The following is a 26475-nucleotide window of genomic DNA, read 5'->3' on the forward strand; positions in this document are numbered from 1 at the left end:
CAAACGCGCACTTCGCGCACGGATCAGCCATGAACCATGACGATGCACGGGCCGACTTAGATGATTTCGCGGCCGATATGATGGCGTCTACCCATTCTTGGAGCTATTCCAAACGGCTGGACACCTTACGCTCTCTGGAAATCCTCTCAAAGAAGGCTCTGCGCTCGATAGTGGGTCTACCCAATGAAGCTGAGTGCCGAAATGGCATTGAAGCAGTGCTGGATAGGATCAAAAGCATGCTGACAGCCACCGAGCAGCTCGAGTTGCTGAGAAGCAAGTATCGGCATTGAGCCATCAATCTGGTTCCAGGGAAGAATTCGCTGCATTCATTGGCTCGTGAAGCGTATTCAGCAGCCAACCCTCTTTTCTCCCAAAGTAGTGGTACATCGGCGTATCTCTCAACTTGCATCCTCTCGCGTGAAGCGGTCGCGCCCTTTGCGAACCCGAACTGCCCACATCATTCAGTCTGCAGCCGGGTGATCGTCACAAAAAACACAGAGTTATCTGCGGCACACGGGTACTGAATTCGGCTTTGCCATACGTGGAGCTAAGGATCAATCCTGAGACGTGCTAGCATCAGATCACAGGTCTAGCCTGCTTCGCGTTCGGTGCAGCTGTTTTGATAGTTGCGCATATCGCTCCTTTTCATGCGTTACCTGCCCAGATCCTTGGGTGGTCGCTCGACGGGAGTGCGCAATGCCCGCTTTTAAGACACGAAACGTGAAAGTCACCATCGGTGGCGACTCCTACTTGCTACGCATCCTCAGCGATAAGCAGCAGGTCAGCGACTTGGAGGGGCATAGGAAGCGTCTTCATATTTCCTCGGCGCAATGGGGCTTGTTTGGTCAGCTGTGGCCATCAGGTCAATTACTTGCCCAGGCCATGTGCCGCTTCGAAATTTCGGGCAAGCGAGTACTTCAGCTTTCTTGTGGAATCGGGCTCGCTAGCATTGTGCTGATGCGACGCGGCGTCGAGGTAATTGCCTGCGATGAGCATCCATTGGCCGAGCCTTTTCTAGCTCACAACGCTGCTCTGAACGGATTGCCACCCGTACAATTCCATCACTTTCGTCACGGGCGGGAACCAACCGCGCTAGGTGCCTTTGACTTGATCATAGCCAGTGACGCTCTACATGATCGATCACAAGCTGAAGTCATAGCGAATGTCGTGCTCCACCATGCCAAACCTAGAGCCGAGGTCGTGATAACGGATCCTGGCTTGAGTAGCAGCGAAGAATTCTCCCAGATGTTGATCAAGCAAAGGTTCGCTCTCAAATCGACAAGATGTCGAATGGATGACTCCGACCAAGAGCCATATCGCGGCCAGCTGTTGCACTACTCGCGCAACATGATCACGGCTACGACATGAACCGTGCTAAGCGGGAAAGCAACGCCAGTATCACGTGCGCTACTTGTGATTCATTGTGCTGCAAACTCACAGTCATTTTGGGCAAAGATGATTCAGTGCCTGCCCATCTAACAACCCATCAGGTAGGAGGCTTGCATGTCATGGCCAAGGACCAAGATGGGTGGTGCGCAGCACTAGATGGGAAACAGATGAAGTGTCGCATTTATTCCAGCAGACCTATCGTCTGCAAATCCTTTGCCATGGGCGGCCCCTACTGCCGCGCTGAACGCGAAGAACATGCCAAGCAGAGTGCTCGCCTCATCGCAATGAAACTCATAGGAGAAACAAGTCATGATGGCAACAAAGCGCACTAAAGGTCGATACCCGGCTACAAAATCGGACTCGGTCTACGCCCCGAAGGCCCATACCAATGATCTAAGTCACGACCGCATCGCCGAAGATGTCGCAGAATTTCAAACATCGGGAGGGAAGATTGAAGTGCTCGGCAACACACCATTCCGGTGGAAGCCTCCTGTTACCAAAGCTACGACTAATGGCCGAATGCCCTACCGCGCAACAACAGATGGTGCAGCTGCTCCGAAGCGAACAGAACCTAAACCGTAACACAAGGTGGTTCCTCTGTGTCCACTGCCACCTAGTTCGGCTAGAAGCCTGCGTATCCAGGCGACGCAGCGCTAGCTCAGTCCGTGCCATCGTGGGCAGCAGCATTAGCTAATCGGGCAGAAAGCGCAGGAGGAACTGGTACGCCAGCTACTTTCATATGCGAATGCAGGCCTTCGAGATGTCGTCCAGCGCCATGCGGGCACTTCGTGTAAATCCATTCCAGCTCGGGAGAGCTTATAGCAACGCTCCGGAACGGTCAGGGGACGCGACTGGAATCAATGACGACCGCTTCCGACCAGATCGCGACCTTGGTCGAGCGCAGCACGCGCTACGCGATGCTGGTAATCCCCACGGCACAATCGTAGCCTGCGCATACCTCGATCGCTTTGGGCATTCCCTTCCACACCTTTCGGGGGATGATGCGAGGTCACCAAGCCCTCGATCCCGCAGCCGTCAAACGCTTCATTGCGGGGGAGCGGAAGCGCCGAAATGTACATTCAATGAACTAGCTCCAGTTCGCACTTACTCGATCTTCACAGAGATGAAGGAATCATCTGCGCTCCCTCCTGCGGGACCGGAGGATGTCTTGAAAAATTCAAAGGGAGATTTTCCATGGGGTCAGTCGCAATGTACCTGGAAGGGCCAGGTCAGCAACGCCGTTCGGTGAGCATTCTGTCGCGCCAAAACAAGCGATTGTTTACCGGCAGTGTCGACAGCATTCGCATCAAGAATCGCTCGATCTCAGAGATCGAAGTGAAGACGTTGGTAGACGAGAATGGAAACATTGCCGTTCAGTCTGACTACGACGGATTCCGCTTCAAATACCCGGACTCTGAAATCCACTGGAGCCTGGTAATTGGCTGACCAAAAGCCCGGCTCCCGCCGGGCTTTTTCTTTGGTGAGAGCAGCAGGTAAGGACACATCAACTTCACCCCCCTGAATCGCCCAGGATTTCGTAGACACCTCGCAGCCATAAACTATGGCTTAGGCGGAGGTGGTTATGAGCACGAAGCGTTATACGGATGAATTCAAGATCGAGGCGGTTCGGCAGATTGTCGAGTACGGCCGACCGGTAGCTGAGGTGGCTGAGCGACTAGGTGTGTCGGTCCATAGCTTGTATGGGTGGAGACGTCAGCACGGCCAGGGAGAGGTAGGGCGTCGCGTTGAGCAGGACCAGAACGCTGAGGTTCGTCGACTTAAGGCTGAGTTGCGTCGCGTCACTGAAGAGCGAGACATCTTAAAAAAAGCCGCGGCGCTCTCAACCGGTCGATGCAACATCATAGGTGTTGCTGCTGACCGGGAGGGCAAGTGCGATGATGGGTCGACCTGGATTGTCATTGGCGCAGAAGCAGGCACTGTGGATGCGCTGGCGAGAAGGTGCTTCGTGCAGCGAGATTGCCCGTGATCTGGGCAAACATCCGGCTTCGGTATGGGGTGTGCTCGCCTCGCGAGGCGGTATCGCTCCAGCGCCTCGCACGCGCTCGCCTCGTACGCTGACGCTACATGAGCGTGAAGAGATCTCGCGCGGCCTGGCAGGCAGCCTTTCCCTGAGCGAGATTGCCAGGCGCTTGGGGCGACCAACGTCTACCGTCAGTCGCGAGGTGAGGCGCCACGGCGGCATCAAGGGGTATCGCGCGACGTGGGCCGATGAGCGCGCCTGGGATAACGCCCGTCGCCCGAAGCCTTGCCGTCTGGCCCGATATGGCACACTGCGGCGGCGGGTAGCAGGCAAGCTTTCGCTGCAATGGTCGCCCCAGCAGATAGCCCGCTGGCTGAAGCGGCATTTTCCTCATGACGAGACACATCAGGTGTCGCACGAGACCATTTACCGGAGCCTGTTCATCCAGGCGCGTGGCGTGCTGAAGAAGGAGCTGGTGGCTCATCTGCGCACCCATCGCCTGATGCGCCGCTCGCAGAAGGCCACACGCCAGCCACGAGGCGGTATCAGGGACGCCGTTTCCATCCGCGACAGACCTGCCGACGTATCGGATCGGGCCGTGCCCGGCCACTGGGAGGGCGACCTGCTCAGTGGTGCCAGGAACAGCCACATTGCCACGCTGGTGGAGCGACACTCGCGCTTCACGATGCTTGTCAAAGTCGATGGGAAGGACACGCAAAGCGTGGTCAGTGCGCTGAGTCGTCAGGTGCGTCGTCTGCCAGCGCGCCTGCGAAAATCACTGACATGGGATCGCGGCATGGAAATGGCCAGCCACCGCGACTTCACGATCGCCACGCAGGTGGCCGTGTACTTCTGTGATCCACAGAGCCCCTGGCAGCGCGGCAGCAACGAGAACACCAACGGGTTGCTACGCCAGTACTTCCCCAATGGAACGGATCTGTCGGTCTACTCGCAGGCGGAACTGAACAAAGTTGCGTTACGATTGAATCAACGTCCGCGACAGACATTGGACTTCATGACGCCGGCTGAGAAGCTCAGCCAGGCGTTGCAATGACCGGTTGAGAGCGCCGCCGCGTACTTTGCCAAGGGGTAAGAGCAAAGTACGCCTTCATGAAGTGCCATGTGGATCAGTTCGGGTTGGCAGCCATGTGTCGGGTACTGAGTGTCCATCGCAGCGGTTACTACGCTTGGCTTCGAGGCCCAATAAGCCCCCGAGAACGGGATGACCAACGACTGCTTGGACTGATCAAGCACAGCTGGCTTGAGAGTGGCTCGGTCTACGGACATCGCAAGATCACTTCGGATCTTCGCGAGCTAGGGGAGACGTGTAGCAGGCATCGCGTAGCGCGATTGATGAAGAACGAAGGGCTTCGGGCGATGGTTGGCTATGGCCGTAGACCGCGCCCATTGAGCGGGCCCGTGGGCTCAGTGGCAAAGAACGTCTTGGCGCGCGGTTTCAAAGTAAGTGAACCGAATCGCGCATGGGTAACGGACATCACCTACATCCGAACCTACGACGGCTTCATGTACTTAGCCGTTGTGCTCGATCTGTTCTCACGCCAGGTGGTGGGTTGGGCGACGCGCCCCACGCAGCACACCGACTTGGTTCTGCAAGCGCTGCTCGCTGCGGTTTGGAGGCGCAAACCCGCTCCAGGTTTGCTTCTGCACTCTGACCAAGGAACGCAGTTCACCAGCGAAGACTGGCAGTGCTTCCTGCGTGAGCACGACATCGTATGCAGCATGAGCCGACGAGGAAATTGCCACGACAACGCAGCAATGGAGCGCTTCTTCCAGCTGTTGAAACGCGAACGGATTAAGCGGCGGATCTACAGCAATCACGACGAGGCACGCGCCGATGTCTTCCAGTACATCGAGATGTTTTACAACCCGACACGGCGACACGGTTCCAATGGCGGCCTGTCCCCGATAGAGTTTGAACGGCAGTACGCACTAAACGGCTGAAGAGTGTCTACAAAAGCCTGGGCGATTCAGTCGATGGGAGCACGAACACGTACTTGAGGCGATGCAGCTCCGCCTCAACGCTAGGCCACAAGTCGCTATCTTGCGAAAGCAGACCGTAGAGCACGTGTTCGGCACGCTCAAGGCGTGGTTGGGTACGACGCCACTGCTCACGAAGACGCTTCCGAAGGTCAGAACAGAGATCAGCCTGGCGGTTCTGGCTTACAACATGAAGCGCATGATCAAGATTATCGGAATGCAAGGCATGCTGAGAGCGATCGCGGCTTGAGAACTCCGGATGATTGTTTTGACCAAACTGCGTGAGTCGTATGCGCTCTCCCCGAAAGATCATCCGCAAAGGGTTTTTACACAGCCTCGGCCAAGAGCGGACGTAAGGCTGGGAAAACGCGTTTGCCAGAGGGAAATCGAGCAGCGCCTCGGTCAGCGTGAGTACAGCGCGCGCTGCAGGTAAGGCGCTGTGGCTCCGACGCCCCGGCTCGCTACGTCCTGCGGCACGCCCTCGGCGACGATACGACCCCCCTTCTCCCCGGCGCCCGGGCCTACGTCGATCATCCAGTCGCTGTCGGCGACGACCCGCATGTCATGTTCGACGACGACCACGGTGTTGCCTGCGTCAACCAGTTCGTGCAATTGCACCATCAGCTTGTCCACGTCGAAAGGGTGCAGTCCAGTGGTCGGCTCGTCGAGCACGTATAGCGAGTCGCCACGCTGACTGCGCTGCAGCTCGGTGGCCAGCTTGATGCGCTGGGCCTCGCCGCCGGACAGTTCCGTCGCAGGCTGCCCGAGCCGCAGGTAACCCAAGCCAATGCCGTGGAGCAATGCCAGTGCACGGTGCACGGGCACTTCGTCGGCAAAGAACGACAGCGCCTCGTCCACCGTCATCCCCAGCACTTGGGCGATGTTGCGCCCGTTCCACTCGATTTCGAGGGTCTTTTCGTTGTAACGCTTGCCGTGGCAGGTAGGGCATGGCGCGTAGACGCTCGGCATGAAGAGCAGTTCGATGCTGACGAAGCCTTCGCCCTCGCAAGTGGGGCAACGTCCCTGCGCCACGTTGAAGGAGAAGCGACCCACGCCATAGCGGCGCGCCTTCGCAGCGCGCGTGGCTGCGAACAGCTTGCGCACATGGTCGAACAGGCCGGTGTAGGTCGCCAGGTTGGACCGCGGCGTGCGGCCGATGGGCTTCTGGTCGACGTTGACCAGGCGGCGGATGGCACCCACGCCCGCACCCAGCCGGCCCGCAGTACGCGTTATTGCGTCGGGCAGCGGCATGTCGTCGCTGCTTTCCTCCACCGCCGGCTCGTGGCCGAGGTGCTCGCTCACGAGTTCCACCAGCGCCTGGCTGACCAGGCTAGACTTGCCCGAACCGGACACGCCAGTGACCGCAGTGAAGACCCCCAGTGGGATCCGCACATCGAGGCCATGCAGGTTGTTGCGTTGGATGCCGAGGAGCTCGAGCCAGCCTGACGGGCGCCGAGGCGTGCGCCGACGCGTGGGCACGGAGTCGAACAGATAGCGCCGCGTGTGCGACGCCTCGATGTCGCGCAACCCCAACGGCGGCCCGCTGTAGAGCACGCGGCCACCATGCTGGCCTGCATCCGGCCCCACATCGACAAGCCAGTCGGCGCGGCGCAGCGTATCCAGGTCGTGCTCGACGACGAACAGGGTGTTGCCGGCCGCCTTGAGCTGGCCCAGCACCGCGTGCAGGGCTTCCGCATCGGCGGGATGCAGCCCTGCCGACGGCTCGTCCAGCACGTAGACCACGCCGAACAAATTGGAGCGCGCCTGCGTCGCCAGGCGCAGCCGCTGTAGCTCGCCCGAGGAGAGCGTGGGCGTAGACCGGTCCAGCGCGAGGTAACCGAGACCCAGCCCCTGCAACGCCTCAATCCGCTCGATCAGGTCGCGAGTGATGCGTTGTGCTGCGATCCGCTTCTCCTCGGACAGGTTCGCGGTGCGCCGCACGTCCGTGCCGCCGGTATGCGGCGATCCGCCGGCGGCCACGCGACGGGCGATGTCCTTGCGTCCAGCGGCGCGGCTGCGCGTGGCGGTGGCAACTGGCGTGTCGAACCGGTGCTTCGCCGCGGGCGCCAGGAGTTCGGCGATATCAGCGAGCGGCAAACGCGACAAGGTGCCGATATCCAACCCGGCGAATGTGACCGACAGCGCTTCGCGCTTGAGGCGGCGACCGTCGCACGTCGCGCACGTGGTACCGGACATGAAGCGCGCGACACGCTTCTTCATCAGCGCGCTCTGCGTGTTGGCGAAGGTGTCTAGCACGTAGCGGCGCGCGCCGGTAAAGGTGCCCATGTAGCTGGGCTCGGTTTTGCGGCGCAGCGCCGCGCGCGTTTCAGCAGGTGTGAAACCCGCGTACACCGGAACCACTGGCTGCTCGTCGGTGTGCAGGATCCAGTCGCGGTCCTTCTTCGGGAGCTCGCGCCAGGGTTTGTCGATGTCATACCCCAACGTCACCAGGATGTCGCGCAGGTTTTGCCCTTGCCACGCCGGTGGCCACGCTGCGATCGCCCGGTCGCGGATCGACAGCGACGGGTCGGGAACCATGGCCTCGTCCTTGACTGTGTAAACGTAGCCCAGCCCGTGGCAGGTAGGGCAAGCACCCTGCGGCGTGTTGGGCGAGAAATCTTCCGCATACAGCATGGGTTGCCGGGGCGGATAGGCGCCGGCGCGCGAATACAGAATGCGTAGCAGGCTCGACAGCGTGGTGATGCTGCCCACAGTGGAGCGGACGTTCGGCGTACCGCGCTGCTGCTGCAGCGCGACTGCCGGCGGCATACCGTCGATGGCGTCAATGTCGGGTACGCCAACCTGGTCGATCAGGCGCCGCGCATAGGGCGACAGCGATTCCAGGTAGCGCCGCTGCGCCTCGGCATAGAGCGTGCCAAACGCCAGCGAAGATTTGCCCGATCCCGAGATGCCGGAGAACACGACGATTGCATCCCTCGGGAGGTCGACATCGACATCCTTGAGGTTGTGCTCACGCGCGCCTCGCACGTGCACGAAGGCGTCGAACCCGACCGGCGACGGGGACTGGTGTGGCATGGGTTCGCACTCCTGCAGATTCGTGACTATGGTAAATCTGCGCTCGCCGTCCGCGTGAAGGGGGCGTCGAGCCATCCTCACACCGTCGCAACACATCGCTCCACGGAAGCGACTAGTTTGTCAGGCAATAGCGGCCAACTGGCTAGGCGCGCCGATCCGTTGATTTCTTGGCTCAATCAAGTCCTAGGCTTCCAAGTAAGGGAGGGGACGTCGTTACTCCGTCAGACCAACAGGAGACAGCTCATGGTCAAGGTTGCGCTATTCGTTCGCTTCGAAGCGAAAATCGGCAAGGAGAAAGAAGTTGAAAGCTTTCTCCTGAGTGGTCTGCCACTAGTTATGGACGAGCCCGCCACGACCGTCTGGTTCGGAATTCGCCTCGGGCCAACAACCTTCGGCATTTTCGATGCCTTTCCCGACGATGCGGGCCGGGAGGCCCATCTCGCCGGCAAGGTTGCAGCGGCCTTGATGGCCAAGGCCGGGGAAATGTTCTCCGAGCCGCCGACCATCGAGAAAGTCGACGTGCTCGCGGCAAAGCTACCCAGCTAGGCAAGTGGGGCAAGCCGCCACTCGGAGACGCCTTCGGGCGGCTTCGTTGTTTGCCCAACCAAGTCATTGCCATGCCCTCCCCGTCCCTACGTTCGAAATCCATCCCACGGCTCTGCAGCAACCAAGCCGTGCCTCGGAAATCACTGGTCTCTTAGACGGTCGCACCGCACACGGGCTTGTGTATCGACTTATGCGCGACCCGCGTCCGATTTCTACGATGCCTCCTGCATTTCCCTAGCCTCTCAATCGTTGGCTTCGCCGAGGGCCAAGGCCGACGCCAGAGGCCTCGACGATTCCAGCCTCCTGTGGAGCGGGACTTCGCCCAACGCGATTCCACAGGGCGTGGCTCCGGGACTTGTGACCTGCGTGCTCGCAGGGATTGCCTAAGTTGTCGCTGTCCGCTTCGGGTCGCACGCCCTGCGGCCCGATGCACTCGTTGCGAGACGTAAACCGAAGGTGGCCTGGTCGAACTCTATCGAGGAAGCCACATCACTCTCCGTTGACACTTCAGCAAAGGCAGTCTCGGTTCCAGTCGGTACTGGGACTGGCATCACGAACCTAAGCTGCCTCTAGATCGCTAAATACCTCGAGCGGAATCCGTACAAGCAGCAGATTGCAGAGCGAGCACCCGCTGCTTCCGGATGAGCCTGCACTTATGTCCTGCGCGCTGCCGAAAACCCGGAGGTTTGCTCAAGCCCCATGAGATCGGCCCGACGACCGCTAGCAGACGCTCAATCGCTTGGTCGTCGCCGGTACGGCGCGAACCAGCATCCGATCGGCAAGAGCCGGGACGGGGAGATGCCGCCCCAGTAGTGGCGTTACCTGCTGGTCGGCGAGAAATTGTGAGCTCCACGCGTCCTTCGCCACTGGATCCACGCGATCGCGGCGACGAAGAAAACGCTGCACAGGTAACTACCTTCCGGCCCTTGTGCGCCACCGGTGAAGGTGTCGAGGCCTTGCGGGCGCAGCGCCACCAGGAGTGCCGGCAAGTGCGCATGCATACCGGCGACGGGCAGTTCGAAGCCGGTTGCGAGCAACCAGTTCCACCCCGCGTGCCAGCCCATCACGCCCCAGATACTGCCAGTCCACAGTGCCCAGGCGCAGGCGCAGGCGAACAGCGAGAACAGGGACGTGCTGAGGATGATCAGGGGCGGCTGGTGCGGACTGAAATGCAGGAAGCAGAAAACGAGCGACACAAGCAGCACTGCCACGGCGACATTAGTCTTGCGCGGCACCACCGACAGCATCCAACCGCGGAAGATGACTTCCTCCACGGTCGCTTGGAACATGAAACTTACTAGCAGCAGACTCACGGGCGAGCGCCATGCTTGCCCCAAGCCTGCGGCCTGCATGCCGCCTGCCATCCAGATCGTGACTACGACCAGCGCGACTGTGCCGAATCCAACGGCAAGTCCGCGCAGGACGGTTTTCAGCCGTACCGGACCGGTCAGCCCGATGCTCGCCAGCGAGCGCCCTTCGACCAAGCGTACCCAGGCGAGCACGCCCGCCAGCGTTGGCGGGAAGGCGCAGTCCGCGAGGAAGGGTTCGACCCGAGCGATCTGTTCCAGCGTGGGCCTGTCCTCGGGTCGTTTCGTGTGTTCGATGGCCCGCTCTACGGTTTCCCGCGCATCGGCCTCGCCATCGAGGTCGGCCACCAGCACGTAGAAAATTGCACCGGCAGCACCAGCATCGAGGCCCGTCTCCGTGCGTCAGAAGTCCAGCGCATAGGCGCCGACGGAAGGCGATGAACCGAAGGCCTTTACGTAGCCTTTGCTGAGGACGACGGGGACATTCTCGAAGGCGATCGCACCCTTGTGCTTCAGATTAAGGAGTCGCTCCTTGAGGAAGCTGTAGACCTCGCGTTCCAGCGTCGCGAGCGCGCTGCCCTTCTGGCCGATGAAGGCCTCGGCCTGTGACCAGCAGGGTTGGAACTTTGGCACGTGGTACTGGTCTTGCGGGAGCCCCTACGCGAAATTACAGCACCCAAAGTTGCATCCCCGCCCTCGCTGGTCCATGCTGGGGGGGAGCGCTTGTGGGGCCAAATCATGGTTACGCGTTCTTTTAACTACTTTGCTCTTCGATCAGACTTTGATCGTTCAGCCCACCATCTCGTCGCCACCTGCACAGCATTGGCGTCTAACGAGCGTCAGGCGTTGCTCGAGGGCTTGGCTGATTTAGCAGCGAAAATTGCAGACGGAGTCCAAGGTCATCGGGAAGAAGCGGCCATCCTCATAAGCATTCAACGAGTAATGCAGAGGGTGAAGCGTGAGGTATTCACACACGCAACTTCCCCACTCGACCACAATCCTTCATGGCTCCCTGCCTATCAGTGTGTTATCGAAGCAAGCCAAGAACGATGAAACCGTGCCTCACAGAAACCGAGTTGGAAATGATCCAGAGTGCCTACAAGCTCTATGGGGCAAGTGACGGTTTCTGGATTACTTTCAATATCATCACAGAAGCGGTTACTCAAAGAAGCGATTGTTCCGGGAAGGAAGTGACAGACATGGTCAAGAGTGCGTTTAAAGAGTTGGCTCGAACAGACAGCGCGTTCGATGAAGCTTTTTGAATAACAGTAGAGAAAAAGAGCCCGGCGTACCGGGCTCACGGTGCTACTCCCCAGTAGATGCCTCGGATCATGGCCCCCGCCCTCAGTTCAGTCAACCATTTCTGCGCCCTCGGCCAGGAGCTCGGCTGGGTTGCTCTTAAAGCAAGCCGAGCTGCAAATGGGGGATATATAAGGCCCTCACCCGCCCGCTGCGCCATGGGATTGAGTCTGTGCGGGTCCGGTGCTCGTTCGGTCTGGATATGCAGCACTTGGTGACCCCGGTGCACTAGAAGGTCCGAAATCAACCGCCGATGGCAGCGCCACCACAGTAGCTCTGCACACATCAATGCCGTCCGACTTCTCGCGGCAGCAGCCAAGGCTTGTTCAAGCCCATCAGCAAACCCTGCGCTGGCCATGTGGTCTGCGTAGCCCTGAAACGATGAGTTCCTCCACCCGCCGTTCGCCGACCTTGACTGCACTGTTCGCCGCCCCCTAGCCGGGAACCCAATGATAGCCAATGCCTTCCCGAGGCAATTGCGCACTCATCGCGTCGCTGCCGAACCAAGGAAACTTTCGGAAGCCAGGAAACCGTCTGACACCCGGAACTGAGTCGATTTGGTTGGCTTGCAGAACATCGATAAAAGCGCCCCACGTGCCCGTTGAGTACCCCATCGTCCAAACAGTCAAGGGTTTTTCCTGCCATCGATCTCAACCCGACTACGCTGGAATTCTTTGCCCAAAGAGCGGGGGCGGGTAGTCTAGAACTTACCTCGACACCTTCGCCTCAGCTGCCCGCTCACCTCTGGCAACAGCGCCAGACCCGGTGATAGGATTTTCCGGTCCGACCGCCTGGCACCTTTCATGAACGAGCACACTTCAACTCAGTGCTTAACTCTGTCCGAGCTTGCCCAGCTGCGGCTCGCGTTTGAGCGCTACGGGACCGGGGATGGGTTCTGGCTCGCTTATACCGACATCCTTGATGCAGCCACCAACAGGCTTGGGTGCGACCGAAATATCGTGAACGAAGAAATGCGGAACGCTTTCCGGAAGTGGGCTAGGGAGGACCCTCAGTTCCTCTGATCGGCCAGAAGCGCCGGCCGTTCCGTCCCCCTGATCAGCGCCTGCCAGACCGTTCCAACGACGGATGCCTATCGGACGATGAGCTGACCGCGCTGCGCCAAGCCTTCGAGCGCTACGGTTCGGGCGATGGGTTCTGGATGGCCTTTGAGGACGTTATGGAACAGGCTGCTACTCGGCGGCGTTGCAGCTGCCAGATCGTGCTCAATGAAATGCGGGCCACCTTCCGCACCTGGTCGAAGAGCGACCCCCGATTCTAGTAGGGGCAAAATGCCTTTCGCCTCCCCTCTGCCAAGCATGGCCAGCCGCCCGGTCGCATGCCCCTCTTGCGGGACGGCGGCCGGAGGTTTCAAATACCGTCTTTCATACCTGTACCGCCGATGGCCTCCTCCCCTCATTTCCAGCTCCTGGAAGAGCTCGTCCACTCAATGGAAAATGAAGTGCAAGACCTCTCGACTGGCGACCGCGTCAGCAAACTCGAGGCCGTACGTCAAGCTGCAGCCCGAGCATTTGCTTGCTGTGAGCAAGCAGATGAGGAGGCAATAGATGCGCTGGTACAGCGCGCCTGCGAAGCGAGCGTGTGCAGATTTTTGTGTAAACGGGATTCGGGTTACAGCTGAGGGAGCCGCCCCTCAAACTGGATGGTAAATCGGTTCAGGGCTGCCTTCCAATCACGGATGGGTAAGGTCCATCGTTTGCTGATGTTGCGCAACGCGAGGTAGAGCAGTTTGACGAGAGCTTCGTCGCTCGGAAACGCGCCGCGGTGCTTGGTTAATTTTCGTAGCCCCATGTTCACCGACTCGATTGCGTTGGTTGTATAGATGACCTTACGGATCTCGGGTGGATAGTCGAAAAATGGGGTTAACCGTGTCCAGTTACGCCGCCAAGACTGGCCAATCGGCAGGTACTCCTTGTCCCAGCGTGCCTCGAACTCGGTGAGCCGTTGCTCAGCTTCCTCGGCGGTGGCGCAGGTGTAGATGCGCTTGAGGTCGGCCGCCACTTCTAGTCGCCGCTTCCACGACACATAGTTCAAGCTGTGCCTGACCATATGCACGATGCATAGTTGCACCGTGGTGTACGGAAACACTGCCTCGATAGCCTCAGGGAAGCCCTTCAGGCCGTCGACACAGGCGATGAAGATGTCTTGCACGCCACGATTACGTAGCTCCGTCACCACTTGCAACCAGAACTTCGCACCCTCGGTTTGGGCCAGCCACAGGCCCAGAACTTCCTTCTCACCGCTCATCGTTATACCGATGGCCAGGTAGACCGCCTTGACTCGAACTGCACCGTCTCGAACTTTGACGTGGATGCAGTCCAAGTACACGATCGGATAGACCGGATCGAGCGGGCGCGCCTGCCACGCCTTGACCTCATCCACCACTGCGTCTGTGACCGATGAAATTAAGCTCGGCGACACCTCGGCCCCGTACATCTCCTCCAGGTGTGCCTGGATCTCGCGCACGGTCATCCCGCGTGCGTACAGTGACAGGATCTTGTCGTCGAACCCACTCCAACGGGTCTGGTGCTTCGGAATTAGCTTGGGCTCGAAGGTGCCTTGGCGATCGCGTGGCACCTCGATAGGCAGCTCACCAAACTCACCCTTGAGCGTCTTACGACTGCGGCCGTTGCGGGTGTTGCCAGCACCGTTGGCCACCGGCTCGTGCTTCTCATGCCCCAAGTGCTCGGTCATCTCTGCATCGAGCGCCTTCTCTACCAGCAGCTTGGTCAACTGCTTTAGCAAGCCGTTCTCGCCGATCAGGTCCTCAGGTCTCTTGTAGTTCCGTGATGGCGGCGTCAGTGCGCAGAGCCAACGTTCGTGGCAACCTTTGTTGACATTCCTCTTCAACCAACCCATGGACTTGGATTGCATCATCGTCGGAGGCGGCCCAGCGGGCTTGACGGCCGCCACCTATCTTCGGCGCCTGCACCGGCGCGTCGTCGTGTTCGACGACCGCCGAAGCCGGGCACGTTGGATCCCAGAGAGCCACAACTGCCCTGGCTTCCCACTGGGCGTCTCGGGGACTGAACTCCTCCAACGCCTACGGGACCAAGCGGCCAACTACGGAGCTACCTTCCACCCCACTCGGGTCACATCCTTGCACCAGGTCAATGGAGGATGGGAAGCTGAATCGGACGACGGGCGGTTCGCGGCACCCGTTGTGCTGTTGGCCACGGGCGTGGTCGATCGGCTCCCGGAGCTCACGTCTGGGGACGCGGAAGAAGCCTTGAGGAGCGGCCTGCTGCGCTCGTGCGCGCTGTGCGACGGCTTCGAGGCTACTGATCGCCGCCTAGCCGTGGTGGGGCCACTCACCAGGGCAATTGCCCACGCCCGTTACATGCGTACGTTCTCCGGCGACGTCAGCGTCGTCCCGATTCCAGACCAAGGCGACAGCAACTCCCAGACCGAAACCGAGGGCCTGCTCGTTCTTCCCACCCTTCGGTCCTTGGCTTGCCGGGATGAAGGGTGGGACCTTATCGACGCCAACGGAGACACGCACCGCTTCGATTTCGTTTACGCGGCCATGGGAGCCCCCGCGCGCGGGGAGTTGGCGCGGCAAGCAGGGGTCGAGATTAACGACGAAGGTGCCGTGCTGACCAATGAGCACATGGAAACCTCTCGCGCAGGCCTTTACGCCATTGGAGACGTGGTCACCGACCTTAACCAGATTGCTGTAGCGTTCGGCCATGCCGCCATTGCTGCCAGTGCAATCCATCGCGCTTTGCCGCCGGCTCCCCGCCCTTCCTACAAAGCGGACGACAGCCCGCGCGTCGCCGAGGATTGACAGCCCCCCCGCCCGGCGCGATAGATCTCCCGCCGCGCAGGAGCTTACCCCAGGTGATTTGCCTGCTTAGTTCTGGCAACAGGCCCAAATCGATCTGACCTAGAGAAGCCAGGAATGCTGTTCCTGTTCTTCCTGAAACTAAGCATGCCCAAACTCCAACGCCTAGCGCTTTAAAAAGGCCGCGGCAACGAACCCTTCGGCGTGGGACGGTAGACGTGCCCAGCAAAGTAGGCGTAGCGGTCGGCGAATTGTTTGGCGGCGCGGACCTGGAAGGGTTTGAGCAATCTACATCCGTGCCACCTTCGTTGTTGTATGCGTCGCTCGTGCGTCCGAGCCGATGCGCACCAACACTTTGTCGGGAACTAGGGCGTGGAGAGGGACCGTGTTTGAGCAGTTGGGAGCGCCGCTGTAAATGAGACAGACCGAGGTCCACTAGTCAGTTTTCTGACCTCGCAGATTATCCAGATAGTCAGCCCATCCCTGCATCATCTTCCTACGCTCTTTTAGGTGCGTCGTACGATTGTACGCTCGGCCAAGAGGGTCTCGAACCGCATGGGCGAGCTGATGCTCGATGAAGTCTGGCCTAAACCCAAGAACCTCGTCTAACAACGTTCGAGCCATGGCTCGGAAACCGTGAGCAGTCATCATCGTGCCGTCGAAGCCCAGATTTCGCAGGGCAGCATTGATCGTGTTCTCGCTGATCGACTTCGAAATACTCCGGACACTGGGAAGCACGTACTCACTGCGCCTCGAGTACGGGCGGACCTCCTCCAGAACTTCGATGGCCTGACGTGCCAGAGGGACGATGTGCGCCGTATGGGTCTTACTGGTGGTGTAGCGCCACTCAGCAGCTTGCAGATCGATGTCTGACCAACGCGCTGCTCGGAGCTCCCCGGGGCGAACAAACAGGAGCGCAGATAGCTTCAAGGCCGCAGAAACAATAGGGGATCCCTGGTAGCCATAAATGGCTATGAGCAACTTGGCGACCTCTTCTGGCTCGGTCAGGCTCGAGAAATGCGTCGTCTTCGCTGGAGACAAAGCACCCACAAGGCTAAGAGCAGGGTTGTTCTCAGCGCGCCCCGTAGCAATGGCGTAGCGGAAAACAAGGCCTGCTGCAGCCCTGGTGCGGTGCGCCGTCTCCACCGCTCCGCGCGTTTCAATCTTCCTGAGTGCCTTCAACAGCATCGGCGCAGTGATACTGCGGATCGGCAACTCAGCGATGCCTCCGAGATCTCTCTCAAGCATCCGACGCTCGCGAACAACCGAACCAGGACTGAGCGTCTTCGCACGTTGAAGCATCAGCTCTTCGGCGAGGCTACCGAACGTGTTGCCTGCTTCTTCTTGCTTAGCAGCACGCTCCACTTTCGCCACCAGACTCGGATCCACACCTTTTTTTACCAATGTTCGGGCGCGATCACGCTCAGCGCGCGCCTCCGCCAGAGAGACAAGCGGATACTCCCCGATAGTCAGCATGTTGGCCTTGTCGCCAAATCGGTAGCGGTAGCGCCAGATCTTGGCGCCCGTCGTCCGCACTTCGATGCAAAGCCCATTGGCATCTGCGAGTCGAAAAACCTTGTTCTGAGGCCTGAGACTACGGAGCTTGGTGTCAGTCAGCATGTGTGTGAGTAACGCAATTGTGAGTAACGGAGGCCAGCCCCGCAATCTTACTCACACCGTTACTCACAATCCAATCGGATGCCGCCGGACGACATCGAACTAGATCGGACGAAAAACCCCTATAAAACCCTATATTTCAGTCACTTTCCGGGCTTCACTGGACTTCGCCGGACTATGAAATGGTGGGCCCACCAGGATTCGAACCTGGAACCAAAGGATTATGAGTCCTCTGCTCTAACCGTTGAGCTATAGGCCCGTAGCGACGACACAGTGTAGTGGAGCGCGCTGCGTGCGACTACTTCCATGTGTCTGCTTTTGATGTGCGCCTGTTGTGCAAAGCGCAACGCCCGCGCATGGCTGCAGTATTGGCCAGGTCCTTGCGATGATTCCCGCCCAATGCGCCGCCACCCACCCAAAAGAAAACCCCCGCCAAGGCGGGGTTTTCTTTCCAGCGCTTACGCGCCAGCAATCACTTGCAAGCCACCACTTACTCGATGTCGAGGAAGCTGCGCAGCTGCTCCGAACGGCTTGGGTGACGCAGCTTGCGCAGCGCCTTGGCCTCGATCTGGCGGATGCGCTCGCGGGTCACGTCGAACTGCTTGCCCACTTCTTCCAGCGTGTGATCGGTGTTCATGTCGATGCCGAAGCGCATGCGCAGCACCTTGGCTTCCCTCGGGGTGAGGCCAGCCAGCACGTCACGCACGGTTTCAGACAAGTTGATGTTGGTGGTGTTCTCGATCGGGGACTCCACGTTGGTGTCCTCGATGAAGTCGCCCAGATGCGAATCCTCGTCGTCGCCGATCGGGGTTTCCATCGAGATCGGCTCCTTGGCGATCTTCATCACCTTGCGGATCTTGTCTTCCGGCATGTCCATTTCCTTGGCCAGCTCCTCCGGCGTGGCCTCGCGGCCGTACTGCTGGAGCATCTGGCGGGAAATGCGGTTCAACTTGTTGATCGTCTCGATCATGTGCACCGGGATACGGATGGTGCGGGCCTGGTCGGCGATCGAACGGGTGATCGCCTGGCGGATCCACCAGGTGGCATAGGTCGAGAACTTGTAACCACGACGGTATTCGAACTTGTCGACGGCCTTCATCAGGCCGATGTTGCCCTCCTGGATCAGATCCAGGAACTGCAGGCCGCGGTTGGTGTACTTCTTGGCAATGGAGATGACCAGGCGCAGGTTGGCCTCGACCATTTCCTTCTTGGCCTTGCGCGCCTTGGCTTCGCCGTAGGCCATGACGCGGCTGATTTCCTTCAGCTCGTCCAGGCTCAGCTGGGTGTCCTTCTCAAGGTCGATGGTGGCCTGCTGTTCGGCAACAATCTGGTCCTTGACGTCACGCAGGGCCGACGACCACTTCTGCTTACGCTTGATGGCGTCTTCCACCCACTCCAGATTCGTCTGGTTGCCTTCCCACGAGCGGATGAAATCCTTACGCGGCATGCGGGCAGTAATGGTGGCGAGGTGCAGCACGCGGCGCTCCTGCGACTTGACCTGGGCCATGGTGTCGCGCAGCAGGCGCACCAGCACGTCGGTCAGCGGCAGCGGCAGCTTCAGGGTCACGAACGTGGCGGAGATCTCCTCGCGCAGCTTGGCCTGGGCCTTGACGTCGCCCTTGGCGTGGGCCTTCTTGAACTTGGCCATGTCGGCGGCCAGCTGTTCCATGCGGGCAGCCACTTCCACCGGGTCCGGACCGGTCGGGCCGGCTTCTTCCTCGACGTCGTCGCCGTCATCGTCTTCGTCGCCGTCTGCATCAGCGTCGTCGCTGGTGTCTTCGGCAACGGCCGGTGCCGGCGCTTCCTCGACCAGGTCGTTGAAGCCGACGATCACTTCGGCCAGGCGCTTCTTGCCTTCCTTGTGCAGTTCGTAATCGGCCAACACCGATTCAACGGCGAGCGGGAAGGTGCCCAGTGCAGCCTGCACCTGGCCCAGGCCTTCTTCGATGCGCTTGGCGATGGCGATTTCGCCTTCGCGGGTCAGCAGCTCGACCGTACCCATTTCGCGCATGTACATGCGCACCGGGTCGGTGGTGCGGCCACCTTCGGTGTCGAGTGCGGTAAGTGCAGCAGCAGCTTCTTCAGCAGCGGTATCATCGACTTCACGGTTGCCGGTGTTGCCGTCGCTGAGCATCAGCGTGTCGGCGTCGGGGGCAACTTCGTGGACATCGATGCCCATGCCGGTGATCAGGCCGATGATGTCTTCGATCTGCTCCGGATCGACCATGTCGTCGGGCAGATGATCGTTAACTTCGGCGTAGGTCAGGTAGCCCTGTTCCAGGCCCTTGCTGATCAGAAGCTTGATGTCGTTTTGCTGGGCAGGACGTTCGTTGGCCATGTAATGCTCGCGCCACCGGCGATTGTGAAGATGGGAACCTAGCATTATACCAGCGCAGCATAGCGCTTGCCGGGGCGGTGGGTTCGCGGCGCGCTACGGTCTGAGCAGAAAGGTTACGGGCCCATCATTGATCAGGCTGACAACCATATGGGCACCAAAGCGGCCGATTTCCACCCCAGAGCTGTGTTTTTCACGGCAGATAGCCACCAAACGGTTGAAAAGCCGTTCAGCCTCGGCCGGCGGCGCGGCACTGGTGAAGCTCGGGCGCATGCCTGAACGGGTGTCGGCGGCCAGGGTGAACTGGCTGACCAGCAGCAGCCCACCACCGGTATCGCGCAAGGAACGGTTCATCTTGCCGGCATCGTCGGCGAAAACCCGGTAACCGAGCAGCCTGTCCGCCATCCGCGACAGCATCGCCTCATCGTCTCCCGGCTCCACCCCCACCAGGGCCAGCAAGCCAGGGCCGATCTGCCCGACCACGGCATCGTCGACGGTGACCGAGGCCTGGGTGACACGTTGGATCAGGCAAAGCATTGGCAGCTCCTGCTGTGGGGCCGGGCACCATAGCACCGGGCGCCAGCGGCTAAACTTGCGGGAATGAAACCGCAATCCACCGCCAAGCTCTATTACCGCCTCGCCCGTGCCCTGACCCACCTGCCCTGGTCCTGGCAGCGGACCCTGGCCGACACGGTGGCCTGGCTGTGGCGCAGCATCAATGCCCGCGAAAGCCGGGTGACCCGCCGCAACCTGGAGCTGGTCTACCCGGAACTGGACCCCGCCCAGCGCGCGCGCCTGCACCGCGAGGTGCTGCGCACCACCGCCCGCCAGGCACTGGAAACCCTCTACCTGTGGACCCACGACCCCGCACAGAACCTGTCCCGGCACCTGCGCGAACGCCACGGCCAGGAGCTGTATGACGCTGCGCTGGCGTCGGGCAAGGGGGTGATCGTGATTGCCCCGCACTACGGCAACTGGGAGCTGCTGAACCAGTGGCTGGCCTCGCGCGGGCCGATCGCAATTGTTTACGCGCCGCCCGAGAACCCGGTCGGCGATGAATTCCTGCAGCTGTGCCGCGGCGGCGACAACGTGCGCCAGGTGCGTGCCGAAGGCCCGGCCGTGCGGCAATTGTTCAAGGTGCTCAAGGACGGCGGCGCCACCGGCATCCTGCCCGACCAGCAGCCCAAGAACGGCGACGGCGTATTCGTGCCGTTCTTTGGCATGCAGGCGCTGACCATGACCCTGGTCAACCGTCTGGCCGAACGTACCGGCGCCACCTTGTTGTACGGCTGGTGCGAGCGCACCGGGCCCAACCTGGACTTCGCCCTGCATATCGAACCGGCCGAGACCCAAATCGCCGACCCGGATCTGCAACTTGCCGCAGCTACCCTCAATGCCGGCATCGAACGCATCGCCCGCCGCGATCCTGCGCAGTACCAGTGGACCTACAAGCGCTACACGCTGCGGCCACCCGGCAGCGGCGAGCACGACCCCTACGCCACCGCCCGTCACCCGCACTGAACCTGCTGCTGCAACACTGCGTCACCCGTGCCGCTCGATTGATTCGACTGCCAACGGCCCCCATAAGGTTTCAAATGAACAACCCCGCTTCTGCCAGCCCGTCCTACTTCGGCCAGACCGCCGCCATCCGCTGCGAGCGCGCCGCCGCCGAATTGCGTGCTGGCCGCCCGGTAGTGATCAGCGATGGCCAGCAGCGTCTGGCCAGCATTGCCCTGGACAGCAGCTCGCCGGAAGGCTACGCCGCCTTTGCCGAGGCCGCGCAAGGCCGCCACTACCTGTTCCTGAGCGCAGCGCGCGCGCAGACGCTGGGCATCAACGCTGCCAACGGCATCCATCTGCCATTGGCTGATCGCGCGTTTGCAGAGCTGCCTGCACTGGCCTACCTGCGCGATGCGGTCGCGCCGGCTGACGCGCAAGCCAATGGCAATGCATTGGATGCAGCCACGGTGGAAGTGGCGCGACTGGGTTTGCTGTTGCCGGCCATGATTTCAGTGGAACTGGATGCTGCAAGCAGCCCATTCGATGATTGCCTGCAGCTGGACACCACCGCCCTGTACGAAGGTGCTGGCCAGGCCGGCCAGGACTACGAACTGGTGACGCGCTCGCCGGTGCCGCTGCGTGACGTCGGCATGAGCGAGTTCGCGGTATTCCGTGGCGGCGTGGCGCAGCGTGACCAGGTTGCGGTGATCGTTGGCAATCCGGACATGAGCGGCATCGTGCCGGTGCGCGTGCATTCGTCCTGCCTCACCGGCGACCTGTTCGGCTCGCTCAAATGCGATTGCGGCGACCAGCTGCGGCGCGGCCTGCGCACGCTCAAAGAGCTGGGCGGCGGCATCCTGCTGTATCTGGACCAGGAAGGCCGCGGCACCGGCATCGCCGCCAAGATGCGTGCCTACGGCTACCAGCACGAAGGCCTGGACACCATCGACGCCGATGCCCAACTGGGCTTCGGTGCCGACGAACGCCGCTATGGCAGCGCGGTGGCCATGCTGCGCGCGCTGGGCGTGCAACGCATCCAGCTGCTGACCAACAATCCCACCAAGGTGCAGCATCTGCGCAAGGCCGGCATCGAAGTCGTGGGCTGCGTACCGGTCACCGGCGAGATCACCCACGAGAACGAGCAGTACCTTCGCACCAAAGCCGCACGCGCCGGCCATCATCTGGATGTGGATGCGCTGATCATGGCGGCGCAGTAAGCGTTTTGATTTTTTTGTAGGAGCGGCGTCAGCCGCGAAGCCACAGATACATCCGGCGCCCACAATGGCGCCCCCACCTTGAAACTGCGAATGCAGGCCTTTCGGCGGCCTGCAGCCTCACCAGCTTCGCGGCTTACGCCGCTCCCACAACTGCGATTGCGGCCCCACCTACCGTTGTACGGCCCCGCCGGTATATCGTCTGCGCATGACTGAACCTCCTGCCTTCGATACGCCGCTGCCGGACGAGATCCAATGGCAGCCACTGCCGCCACGCGGCGCGCTGTTCGCAGCCGTCGGCGCGGCGCTGAGCATGGCCTTGCTGTTCGGCGCAGCCTGCGTGGTACTGATGCTGGCCACCAGGCAATCGAGCTGGCCGCTGATCCCCTCGGCTGGTGCCGTACTTGGTGCACTGCTCGGCGCATGGTTTGGCTGGCGCCGGCATCGGCTCACCTTCTGGCGACTGGACGCACAATCGCTGGGCGTACGCCGTGGCCATATGTGGCAAAGCGAAAGCCACGTTCCGGTCTCGCGCGTGCAGCACCTGGACCTGCGCCGTGGTCCGCTGGAGCGCATGGCTGGCCTGGCGACCCTGATCGTGCATACCGCCGGCACCCGCATGAACACCGTCGCCGTGGCCGGCCTGGCGCACGCCGATGCCGAACGCCTGCGTGATCGCCTGGCGCGGCAGCTGGACCACGACGACGACGCGCTGTGAGCGAACTGCCTCCACCCATCCCCAGCGACGAGCAGCGACTACATCCGTGGTCGTGGCTGTTCGCCCTGCAACAGCAGGTGCAGCAGTTCCTGCTGCCGCTGATTGCCTTGCTGGTGTTTGGCAGTCGCCGCGACGATGACCTGCCCTACCACCACTGGATCAGCGCCGCGATCGTGATCGCGCTGGTCGCCACTGCGGTGCTGCAATACCTGAGTTACCGCTACCGCATCGGCAATGATGCGTTGAGCATCCGCAGCGGCATCTTCGAACGCACCCGTCGCGAGATTCCGTTCGCGCGCATCCACAACGTCGTTGTGCACCAGAACCTGCTGCACCGCATGTTCGGTGTGGCCGAGCTGCGGCTGGAATCGGCCGGCGGCGACAAGCCCGAAGCGGAAATGCGCGTACTCAAGCTGGCGCAGGCGCTGGAGCTGGAACGGCTGATCCGCCAGGGCGGCAGCGAAGCAGCGATAGTCGAGCAGCGGGCCGACGTCCCCACCGATGGTGTACTGCTCAGCCTGCCCTTGTCCGAACTCGTGCGGCAGGGCCTGATCTCCAACCGCGCGATGGTCGTTGTGGCGGCAGCAATCGGTGCGGCCTACCAGCTGTTCCCACGCCGGGCTACCTCCGATTTCATCGAAGAACAGGGCCGCCATGCCTTCGGCTATGCCAGCCAGCTGCAGCTGGGCACGCTGACCATGGTCGCTACCGGCGTCCTGCTGCTGGCCTTCGCGCTGGTGCTGATGCGGCTGCTGTCGGTCGGTCTGGCGATCGTGCAGTACTACGGTTTCCGTCTGAGTGAGGCCGACCGACGCCTCACTGTCGAACGCGGCCTGTTCACCCGCGTGCGCAGCAGCGTGGCGCGCAGGCGCATCCAGGCCTGGACCTTGCGCGAAGGTGCGTTGCATCGTCTGTTCAAGCGCCGCCAGTTGCGCGTGGATATCGCCAGTGGCGGCCAGCAGCAGGAGCAGGACGGGCGCGCACTGAAGGAACTGGCACCGCTGGCAACGCCGGACACTTGCGACGGCCTGCTGCAGCACCTGCTGCCGCAGCTGCAGTGGCCGCCCACCCAATGGCTGCCGGTAAGCACACGCGGCTGGTGGCGATTGTGCCTGCCAGCACTGGTGTTGATGAGCCTGCTGTCTGCACTGCTGGTATACGAAACCGGCAGTGCATGGGGTCTGCTGCCACTGCTCTGGCTGCCATGGTCGGCGTTGAAGGCGCACCGCCAGGTAAGCCGCATCGGCTACAACATCGACGCGCAGCGCGTGGCCATCCGTGGTGGCTGGTGGAACCGCTGGTGGCGCGTGGCCGAGCTGGACAAGCTGCAGGCCCTGCGGCTGGATCGTTCACCGCTGGACCGGCGATTCGGCACCGCAACGCTGACCCTGGATACAGCCGGTGCAGGTGGCGCGCCGGCCCTGCAGCTGCGTTTTCTGGAAGAAGCGCAGGCGCGTACATTGATGGCGCAGCTTGAGCGGGAGATGGTGCGGCGCAAGCTGCGCTGGTGAGGCACCCCCTCTCCCGCAAAGGGAGAGGTGAACACTTCGCGCGATCAAACCCGCGCCGGGCCCCAATAACCAATGCGTTTGCGCAGCTTGATCTTGCGCCACCAGTTGCGCGGCTTGGGCTTGCGGTTGCGACCGCCCTTGGCGATGAAGTCGTCGATCGCCTGCAGGATGCGCTCGCTGGACTGCCCGTCGCGGTAGGGGTGCAGCTGGTCGGCGAACTGGCGCACCGCAGCCATCAGTTCCGGCGGCCGCGACAAGGCGGTACGGATTGCACCCTCAAACTGCGCCGGGTCGTCGATATCCAGCAACTGCGGGCCCGGGCGACGGTTCTTGAAAGTCACCACCGGCTTGTAGGTCAGCAGGAATTCGTTGAGTGCCGAGGAAGTGTCCGAACACATCATGTCCACCTGCGGGAACAGGTCCAGGATGTTGTCGTCATCGGCGAAGCGCAGGTACGGGCCTTCCAGCGCGCGGTACTTGGCAGTGATCTCCGGGTCCATCTTCGGGTGGAAGGTGACGATCCAGCGCCACTCGCCAGTCTGCGACAGCCGCTTGATCTCGTCGTACAGGATGCCGGCAGCACTCCAGGACGGTGAGAAAGTCGAGTGGTACAGGATCACCGGCGGTTCGCGCACCGGGTCGGGCTCGTCCTTCAGTTGGCTCATGAACGGGTCGATCTTCGGGAAGCCGGTCTCAACCACCGAAAAATGTCCGGTCTTTTGTGCCAGCTCCGAGAACGCAGCGGTATCGCGCGGGCCGGTGGTGCAGTACAGGTCGAAGAAGCCACGGATGTAGATGTGGCGCGGCTTGCCAGCATCGAAGCCGTGGAAGGTCTCCACCTTCACCCCGGGGAAGAAGTGCGGCACCGCGTTGGACGAGGTGATCACTGCGCAGGGGTTCCAGGCACGCACCTGCTCCACCGTCAGCAGGGTTTCGTCGGCGGTCAGGTCTGCCGCGCCCGGCCCATCGAAGAACCATGCCGCCTCATCGCCACGCGCGCGGATCGCCGCCTGCAGCGGGCGGAGGATGGCCAGCGCATAGCGCTCGGACCCGTACAGCAGATAGTGGCGTGGCACGGTGGGGAACTCCTGAATATCCCGGATATGCCGAAATTATCGCATCGCCAGTGAAAGCCGTCGCTGCTAGGCTTTGGCCCGATCCCACGCGCCAGACGCCGCATGCCCAGCCCAATCACCGACCAACCCAACCAGCGCCCGCGCCTGTCGGCCTGCATCATCGCCTTCAACGAAGCCGATCGCATTGGCGACTGCCTGACCTCGCTGGCGTTCTGCGACGAGATCGTGGTGGTGGACTCGTTTTCGACCGACGCCACCGTGGCCGTGGCCGAAGCCGCCGGTGCCCGCGTGGTGCAACGTGCTTTCAGCGGATTCCGCAGCCAGAAGGCGTTCTGCGTGGAACAGGCCAGCCACGACTGGGTGCTGTGCCTGGACGCCGATGAGCGGGTCAACCCGGAGCTGCGCGCCGCCATCGAAGCCGAACGTGACGCCGGCTTCCCCCGTGCCGTCGGCTACCGCTTCGCGCGCTGCTCGGAATACTTCGGCCGCTTCCTGCGCCACGGCACCGCATACCCGGATCGGGTGCTGCGCCTGTTCGACCGCCGCCATGGCGGCTGGCGCGGCGATCGCGAGATCCACGAAGCCGTCTCGCTGGACGGTCCGGCCGCCCTGCTCAAGGGCGACCTGCTGCATCACCCCTACCGCAGCTTCCTGCAACTGCTGGACAAGAAGCAGAAATACGCACGGATGATGGCCGAGCACGAATTCGCCAAGGGCAAGCACGCGAGCCTGGGCAAGCTGATCATCGCCCCGAGCTGGCGCTTCATCCGCAGCTACGTGGTCAAGCGCGGCTTCCTGGACGGCTGGCCGGGCCTGATCGAGGCCTTCGTCAGCGCCAACTACGTGCGGCAGAAGACCATCATGTTGTGGCTGCTGCAGAACGGGCAGCCTCTGGTGACGCCCTCGCCGAAGACAGACCAAGGCTGACGGTCAGCATTTTCTGTAACCACGCTTCCTCCAGCGCGGAGGCACCCGCGCCTGTCACCACGTACCGCCCAGTGAACAGACGGGGCAAGACCTGAACGACGATTCAGGCGGGGCGACAGCGCTCAACAGGGACTTTGGAACTCAACCAGAAAGGCGGACCCAGCTTTATCTTCTTGAACGCCAACGCCGCCAAACCTGCAGAAACAGGGAGCCTAGGTT

21 protein-coding genes, 1 tRNA gene and 4 pseudogenes are annotated in these 26475 nt (G+C 61.4%); 16 read left to right on the forward strand and 10 right to left on the reverse strand.

Annotated elements, in window-relative coordinates:
- The first annotated feature begins 29 nt into the window (after positions 1–29).
- The 8 genes and pseudogenes from Q5Z11_RS18430 to Q5Z11_RS18465 all read left to right on the forward strand — a co-directional run.
- Positions 30–290, forward strand: coding sequence for a hypothetical protein (locus Q5Z11_RS18430; RefSeq protein ID WP_303747744.1), 261 nt, complete (start codon positions 30–32; stop codon positions 288–290).
- Between the two features lie 430 nt (positions 291–720).
- Entirely contained in the window at positions 721–1368 is a 648-nt protein-coding gene (locus Q5Z11_RS18435) for a class I SAM-dependent methyltransferase (protein WP_303747745.1), read from the forward strand.
- Positions 1365–1721, forward strand: coding sequence for a YkgJ family cysteine cluster protein (locus Q5Z11_RS18440; protein WP_303747746.1), 357 nt, complete (start codon positions 1365–1367; stop codon positions 1719–1721). Before Q5Z11_RS18435 ends, Q5Z11_RS18440 begins: the two co-directional genes overlap by 4 nt.
- Positions 1722–2583: 862 nt before the next feature.
- Positions 2584–2835, forward strand: a complete 252-nt coding sequence (locus Q5Z11_RS18445; RefSeq protein WP_065868077.1) for a hypothetical protein — start codon at positions 2584–2586, stop codon at positions 2833–2835.
- A gap of 136 nt (positions 2836–2971) precedes the next feature.
- Positions 2972–3217, forward strand: a pseudogene (locus Q5Z11_RS18450) (transposase); the annotation flags it as partial.
- 67 nt (positions 3218–3284) lie between these two features.
- On the forward strand, positions 3285–4424 hold the full coding sequence (locus tag Q5Z11_RS18455; protein ID WP_164170565.1) for an IS30 family transposase: 1140 nt from the start codon (positions 3285–3287) through the stop codon (positions 4422–4424).
- Positions 4425–4438: 14 nt separating this feature from the next.
- Positions 4439–5332: pseudogene (locus Q5Z11_RS18460) on the forward strand (IS3 family transposase); the annotation flags it as partial.
- Between the two features lie 31 nt (positions 5333–5363).
- A pseudogene (locus Q5Z11_RS18465) lies at positions 5364–5618 on the forward strand (transposase); the annotation flags it as partial.
- Between the two features lie 152 nt (positions 5619–5770).
- Here the strand turns inward: Q5Z11_RS18465 and Q5Z11_RS18470 are convergent.
- Positions 5771–8404, reverse strand: a complete 2634-nt coding sequence (locus Q5Z11_RS18470) for an excinuclease ABC subunit UvrA (RefSeq protein ID WP_303747747.1) — start codon at positions 8402–8404, stop codon at positions 5771–5773.
- Between the two features lie 243 nt (positions 8405–8647).
- Here Q5Z11_RS18470 and Q5Z11_RS18475 point away from each other — a divergent pair, with 243 nt between their 5' ends.
- Complete coding sequence (locus tag Q5Z11_RS18475; protein ID WP_062171693.1) at positions 8648–8950, forward strand: putative quinol monooxygenase; 303 nt, start codon at positions 8648–8650, stop codon at positions 8948–8950.
- Between the two features lie 818 nt (positions 8951–9768).
- Here the strand turns inward: Q5Z11_RS18475 and Q5Z11_RS18480 are convergent.
- Complete coding sequence (locus Q5Z11_RS18480) at positions 9769–10611, reverse strand: CPBP family intramembrane glutamic endopeptidase (RefSeq protein ID WP_303747748.1); 843 nt, start codon at positions 10609–10611, stop codon at positions 9769–9771.
- A 48-nt stretch (positions 10612–10659) separates the two neighbouring features.
- Positions 10660–10890: a hypothetical protein gene (locus tag Q5Z11_RS18485; RefSeq protein WP_303747749.1), complete on the reverse strand. Its 231-nt coding sequence runs from the start codon at positions 10888–10890 to the stop codon at positions 10660–10662.
- A 449-nt stretch (positions 10891–11339) separates the two neighbouring features.
- Here Q5Z11_RS18485 and Q5Z11_RS18490 point away from each other — a divergent pair, with 449 nt between their 5' ends.
- Positions 11340–11519: a hypothetical protein gene (locus Q5Z11_RS18490; RefSeq protein ID WP_156455860.1), complete on the forward strand. Its 180-nt coding sequence runs from the start codon at positions 11340–11342 to the stop codon at positions 11517–11519.
- A gap of 35 nt (positions 11520–11554) precedes the next feature.
- On the opposite strand, the pseudogene Q5Z11_RS18495 reads toward Q5Z11_RS18490, so the two are convergent.
- Together Q5Z11_RS18495 and Q5Z11_RS18500 are read right to left on the reverse strand one after the other, a co-directional pair.
- Positions 11555–12170 (reverse strand): annotated as a pseudogene (locus tag Q5Z11_RS18495) (DUF488 domain-containing protein).
- Between the two features lie 1015 nt (positions 12171–13185).
- Positions 13186–14433 carry an IS256 family transposase gene (locus Q5Z11_RS18500; RefSeq protein WP_303747750.1) on the reverse strand — a complete coding sequence of 416 codons (1248 nt, stop codon included), beginning with the start codon at positions 14431–14433 and terminating at the stop codon, positions 13186–13188.
- Between Q5Z11_RS18500 and Q5Z11_RS18505 the strand changes: the two genes are divergently transcribed.
- On the forward strand, positions 14432–15361 hold the full coding sequence (locus tag Q5Z11_RS18505) for an NAD(P)/FAD-dependent oxidoreductase (RefSeq protein WP_303750085.1): 930 nt from the start codon (positions 14432–14434) through the stop codon (positions 15359–15361). The two genes, Q5Z11_RS18500 and Q5Z11_RS18505, sit on opposite strands and share 2 nt — an antisense overlap.
- A gap of 432 nt (positions 15362–15793) precedes the next feature.
- On the opposite strand, the gene Q5Z11_RS18510 is transcribed toward Q5Z11_RS18505, so the two are convergent.
- The 4 genes from Q5Z11_RS18510 to dtd form a co-directional block, all read right to left on the reverse strand.
- Positions 15794–16978, reverse strand: a complete 1185-nt coding sequence (locus tag Q5Z11_RS18510; protein ID WP_303747751.1) for a tyrosine-type recombinase/integrase — start codon at positions 16976–16978, stop codon at positions 15794–15796.
- 180 nt (positions 16979–17158) lie between these two features.
- Positions 17159–17234, reverse strand: a tRNA-Ile gene (locus Q5Z11_RS18515).
- A gap of 231 nt (positions 17235–17465) precedes the next feature.
- Complete coding sequence (gene rpoD, locus Q5Z11_RS18520) at positions 17466–19313, reverse strand: RNA polymerase sigma factor RpoD (RefSeq protein ID WP_303747752.1); 1848 nt, start codon at positions 19311–19313, stop codon at positions 17466–17468.
- Positions 19314–19406: 93 nt separating this feature from the next.
- Entirely contained in the window at positions 19407–19847 is a 441-nt protein-coding gene (dtd, locus tag Q5Z11_RS18525; RefSeq protein ID WP_303747753.1) for a D-aminoacyl-tRNA deacylase, read from the reverse strand.
- A gap of 63 nt (positions 19848–19910) precedes the next feature.
- Here dtd and Q5Z11_RS18530 point away from each other — a divergent pair, with 63 nt between their 5' ends.
- From Q5Z11_RS18530 to Q5Z11_RS18545, 4 genes are all read left to right on the forward strand, one after another.
- Entirely contained in the window at positions 19911–20831 is a 921-nt protein-coding gene (locus Q5Z11_RS18530; protein ID WP_303747754.1) for a lauroyl acyltransferase, read from the forward strand.
- A gap of 74 nt (positions 20832–20905) precedes the next feature.
- Positions 20906–22027, forward strand: coding sequence for a GTP cyclohydrolase II RibA (gene ribA / locus Q5Z11_RS18535; RefSeq protein WP_303747755.1), 1122 nt, complete (start codon positions 20906–20908; stop codon positions 22025–22027).
- A gap of 205 nt (positions 22028–22232) precedes the next feature.
- Complete coding sequence (locus tag Q5Z11_RS18540; protein ID WP_303747756.1) at positions 22233–22742, forward strand: PH domain-containing protein; 510 nt, start codon at positions 22233–22235, stop codon at positions 22740–22742.
- A 5-nt stretch (positions 22743–22747) separates the two neighbouring features.
- Positions 22748–24253, forward strand: a complete 1506-nt coding sequence (locus Q5Z11_RS18545; RefSeq protein WP_303750086.1) for a PH domain-containing protein — start codon at positions 22748–22750, stop codon at positions 24251–24253.
- Positions 24254–24297: 44 nt separating this feature from the next.
- On the opposite strand, the gene Q5Z11_RS18550 is transcribed toward Q5Z11_RS18545, so the two are convergent.
- Positions 24298–25329 (reverse strand): CDP-glycerol glycerophosphotransferase family protein, encoded by a 1032-nt coding sequence (locus tag Q5Z11_RS18550; RefSeq protein WP_303747757.1) that lies wholly within the window; start codon positions 25327–25329, stop codon positions 24298–24300.
- Positions 25330–25431: 102 nt separating this feature from the next.
- Here Q5Z11_RS18550 and Q5Z11_RS18555 point away from each other — a divergent pair, with 102 nt between their 5' ends.
- A complete protein-coding gene (locus tag Q5Z11_RS18555; RefSeq protein ID WP_303747758.1) occupies positions 25432–26256 on the forward strand; it encodes a glycosyltransferase family 2 protein in 825 nt (274 codons plus the stop codon).
- Positions 26257–26475: the final 219 nt, after the last annotated feature.

This window comes from Stenotrophomonas sp. 610A2, from assembly GCF_030549615.1.
Classification (GTDB): domain Bacteria; phylum Pseudomonadota; class Gammaproteobacteria; order Xanthomonadales; family Xanthomonadaceae; genus Stenotrophomonas; species Stenotrophomonas pigmentata.

Coding starts and splice junctions, on each gene's coding strand:
- Q5Z11_RS18505 (WP_303750085.1), top strand. CDS start 14,432: ATGGACTTGGATTGCATCATCGTCGGAGGCGGCCCAGCGGGCTTGACG.
- ribA (WP_303747755.1), top strand. CDS start 20,906: ATGAACAACCCCGCTTCTGCCAGCCCGTCCTACTTCGGCCAGACCGCC.
- Q5Z11_RS18490 (WP_156455860.1), top strand. CDS start 11,340: ATGATCCAGAGTGCCTACAAGCTCTATGGGGCAAGTGACGGTTTCTGG.
- Q5Z11_RS18430 (WP_303747744.1), top strand. CDS start 30: ATGAACCATGACGATGCACGGGCCGACTTAGATGATTTCGCGGCCGAT.
- Q5Z11_RS18555 (WP_303747758.1), top strand. CDS start 25,432: ATGCCCAGCCCAATCACCGACCAACCCAACCAGCGCCCGCGCCTGTCG.
- Q5Z11_RS18500 (WP_303747750.1), bottom strand. CDS start 14,433: ATGGGTTGGTTGAAGAGGAATGTCAACAAAGGTTGCCACGAACGTTGG.
- Q5Z11_RS18470 (WP_303747747.1), bottom strand. CDS start 8,404: ATGCCACACCAGTCCCCGTCGCCGGTCGGGTTCGACGCCTTCGTGCAC.
- Q5Z11_RS18455 (WP_164170565.1), top strand. CDS start 3,285: ATGATGGGTCGACCTGGATTGTCATTGGCGCAGAAGCAGGCACTGTGG.
- Q5Z11_RS18540 (WP_303747756.1), top strand. CDS start 22,233: ATGACTGAACCTCCTGCCTTCGATACGCCGCTGCCGGACGAGATCCAA.
- Q5Z11_RS18510 (WP_303747751.1), bottom strand. CDS start 16,978: ATGCTGACTGACACCAAGCTCCGTAGTCTCAGGCCTCAGAACAAGGTT.
- rpoD (WP_303747752.1), bottom strand. CDS start 19,313: ATGGCCAACGAACGTCCTGCCCAGCAAAACGACATCAAGCTTCTGATC.
- Q5Z11_RS18440 (WP_303747746.1), top strand. CDS start 1,365: ATGAACCGTGCTAAGCGGGAAAGCAACGCCAGTATCACGTGCGCTACT.
- Q5Z11_RS18530 (WP_303747754.1), top strand. CDS start 19,911: ATGAAACCGCAATCCACCGCCAAGCTCTATTACCGCCTCGCCCGTGCC.
- Q5Z11_RS18475 (WP_062171693.1), top strand. CDS start 8,648: ATGGTCAAGGTTGCGCTATTCGTTCGCTTCGAAGCGAAAATCGGCAAG.
- dtd (WP_303747753.1), bottom strand. CDS start 19,847: ATGCTTTGCCTGATCCAACGTGTCACCCAGGCCTCGGTCACCGTCGAC.
- Q5Z11_RS18445 (WP_065868077.1), top strand. CDS start 2,584: ATGGGGTCAGTCGCAATGTACCTGGAAGGGCCAGGTCAGCAACGCCGT.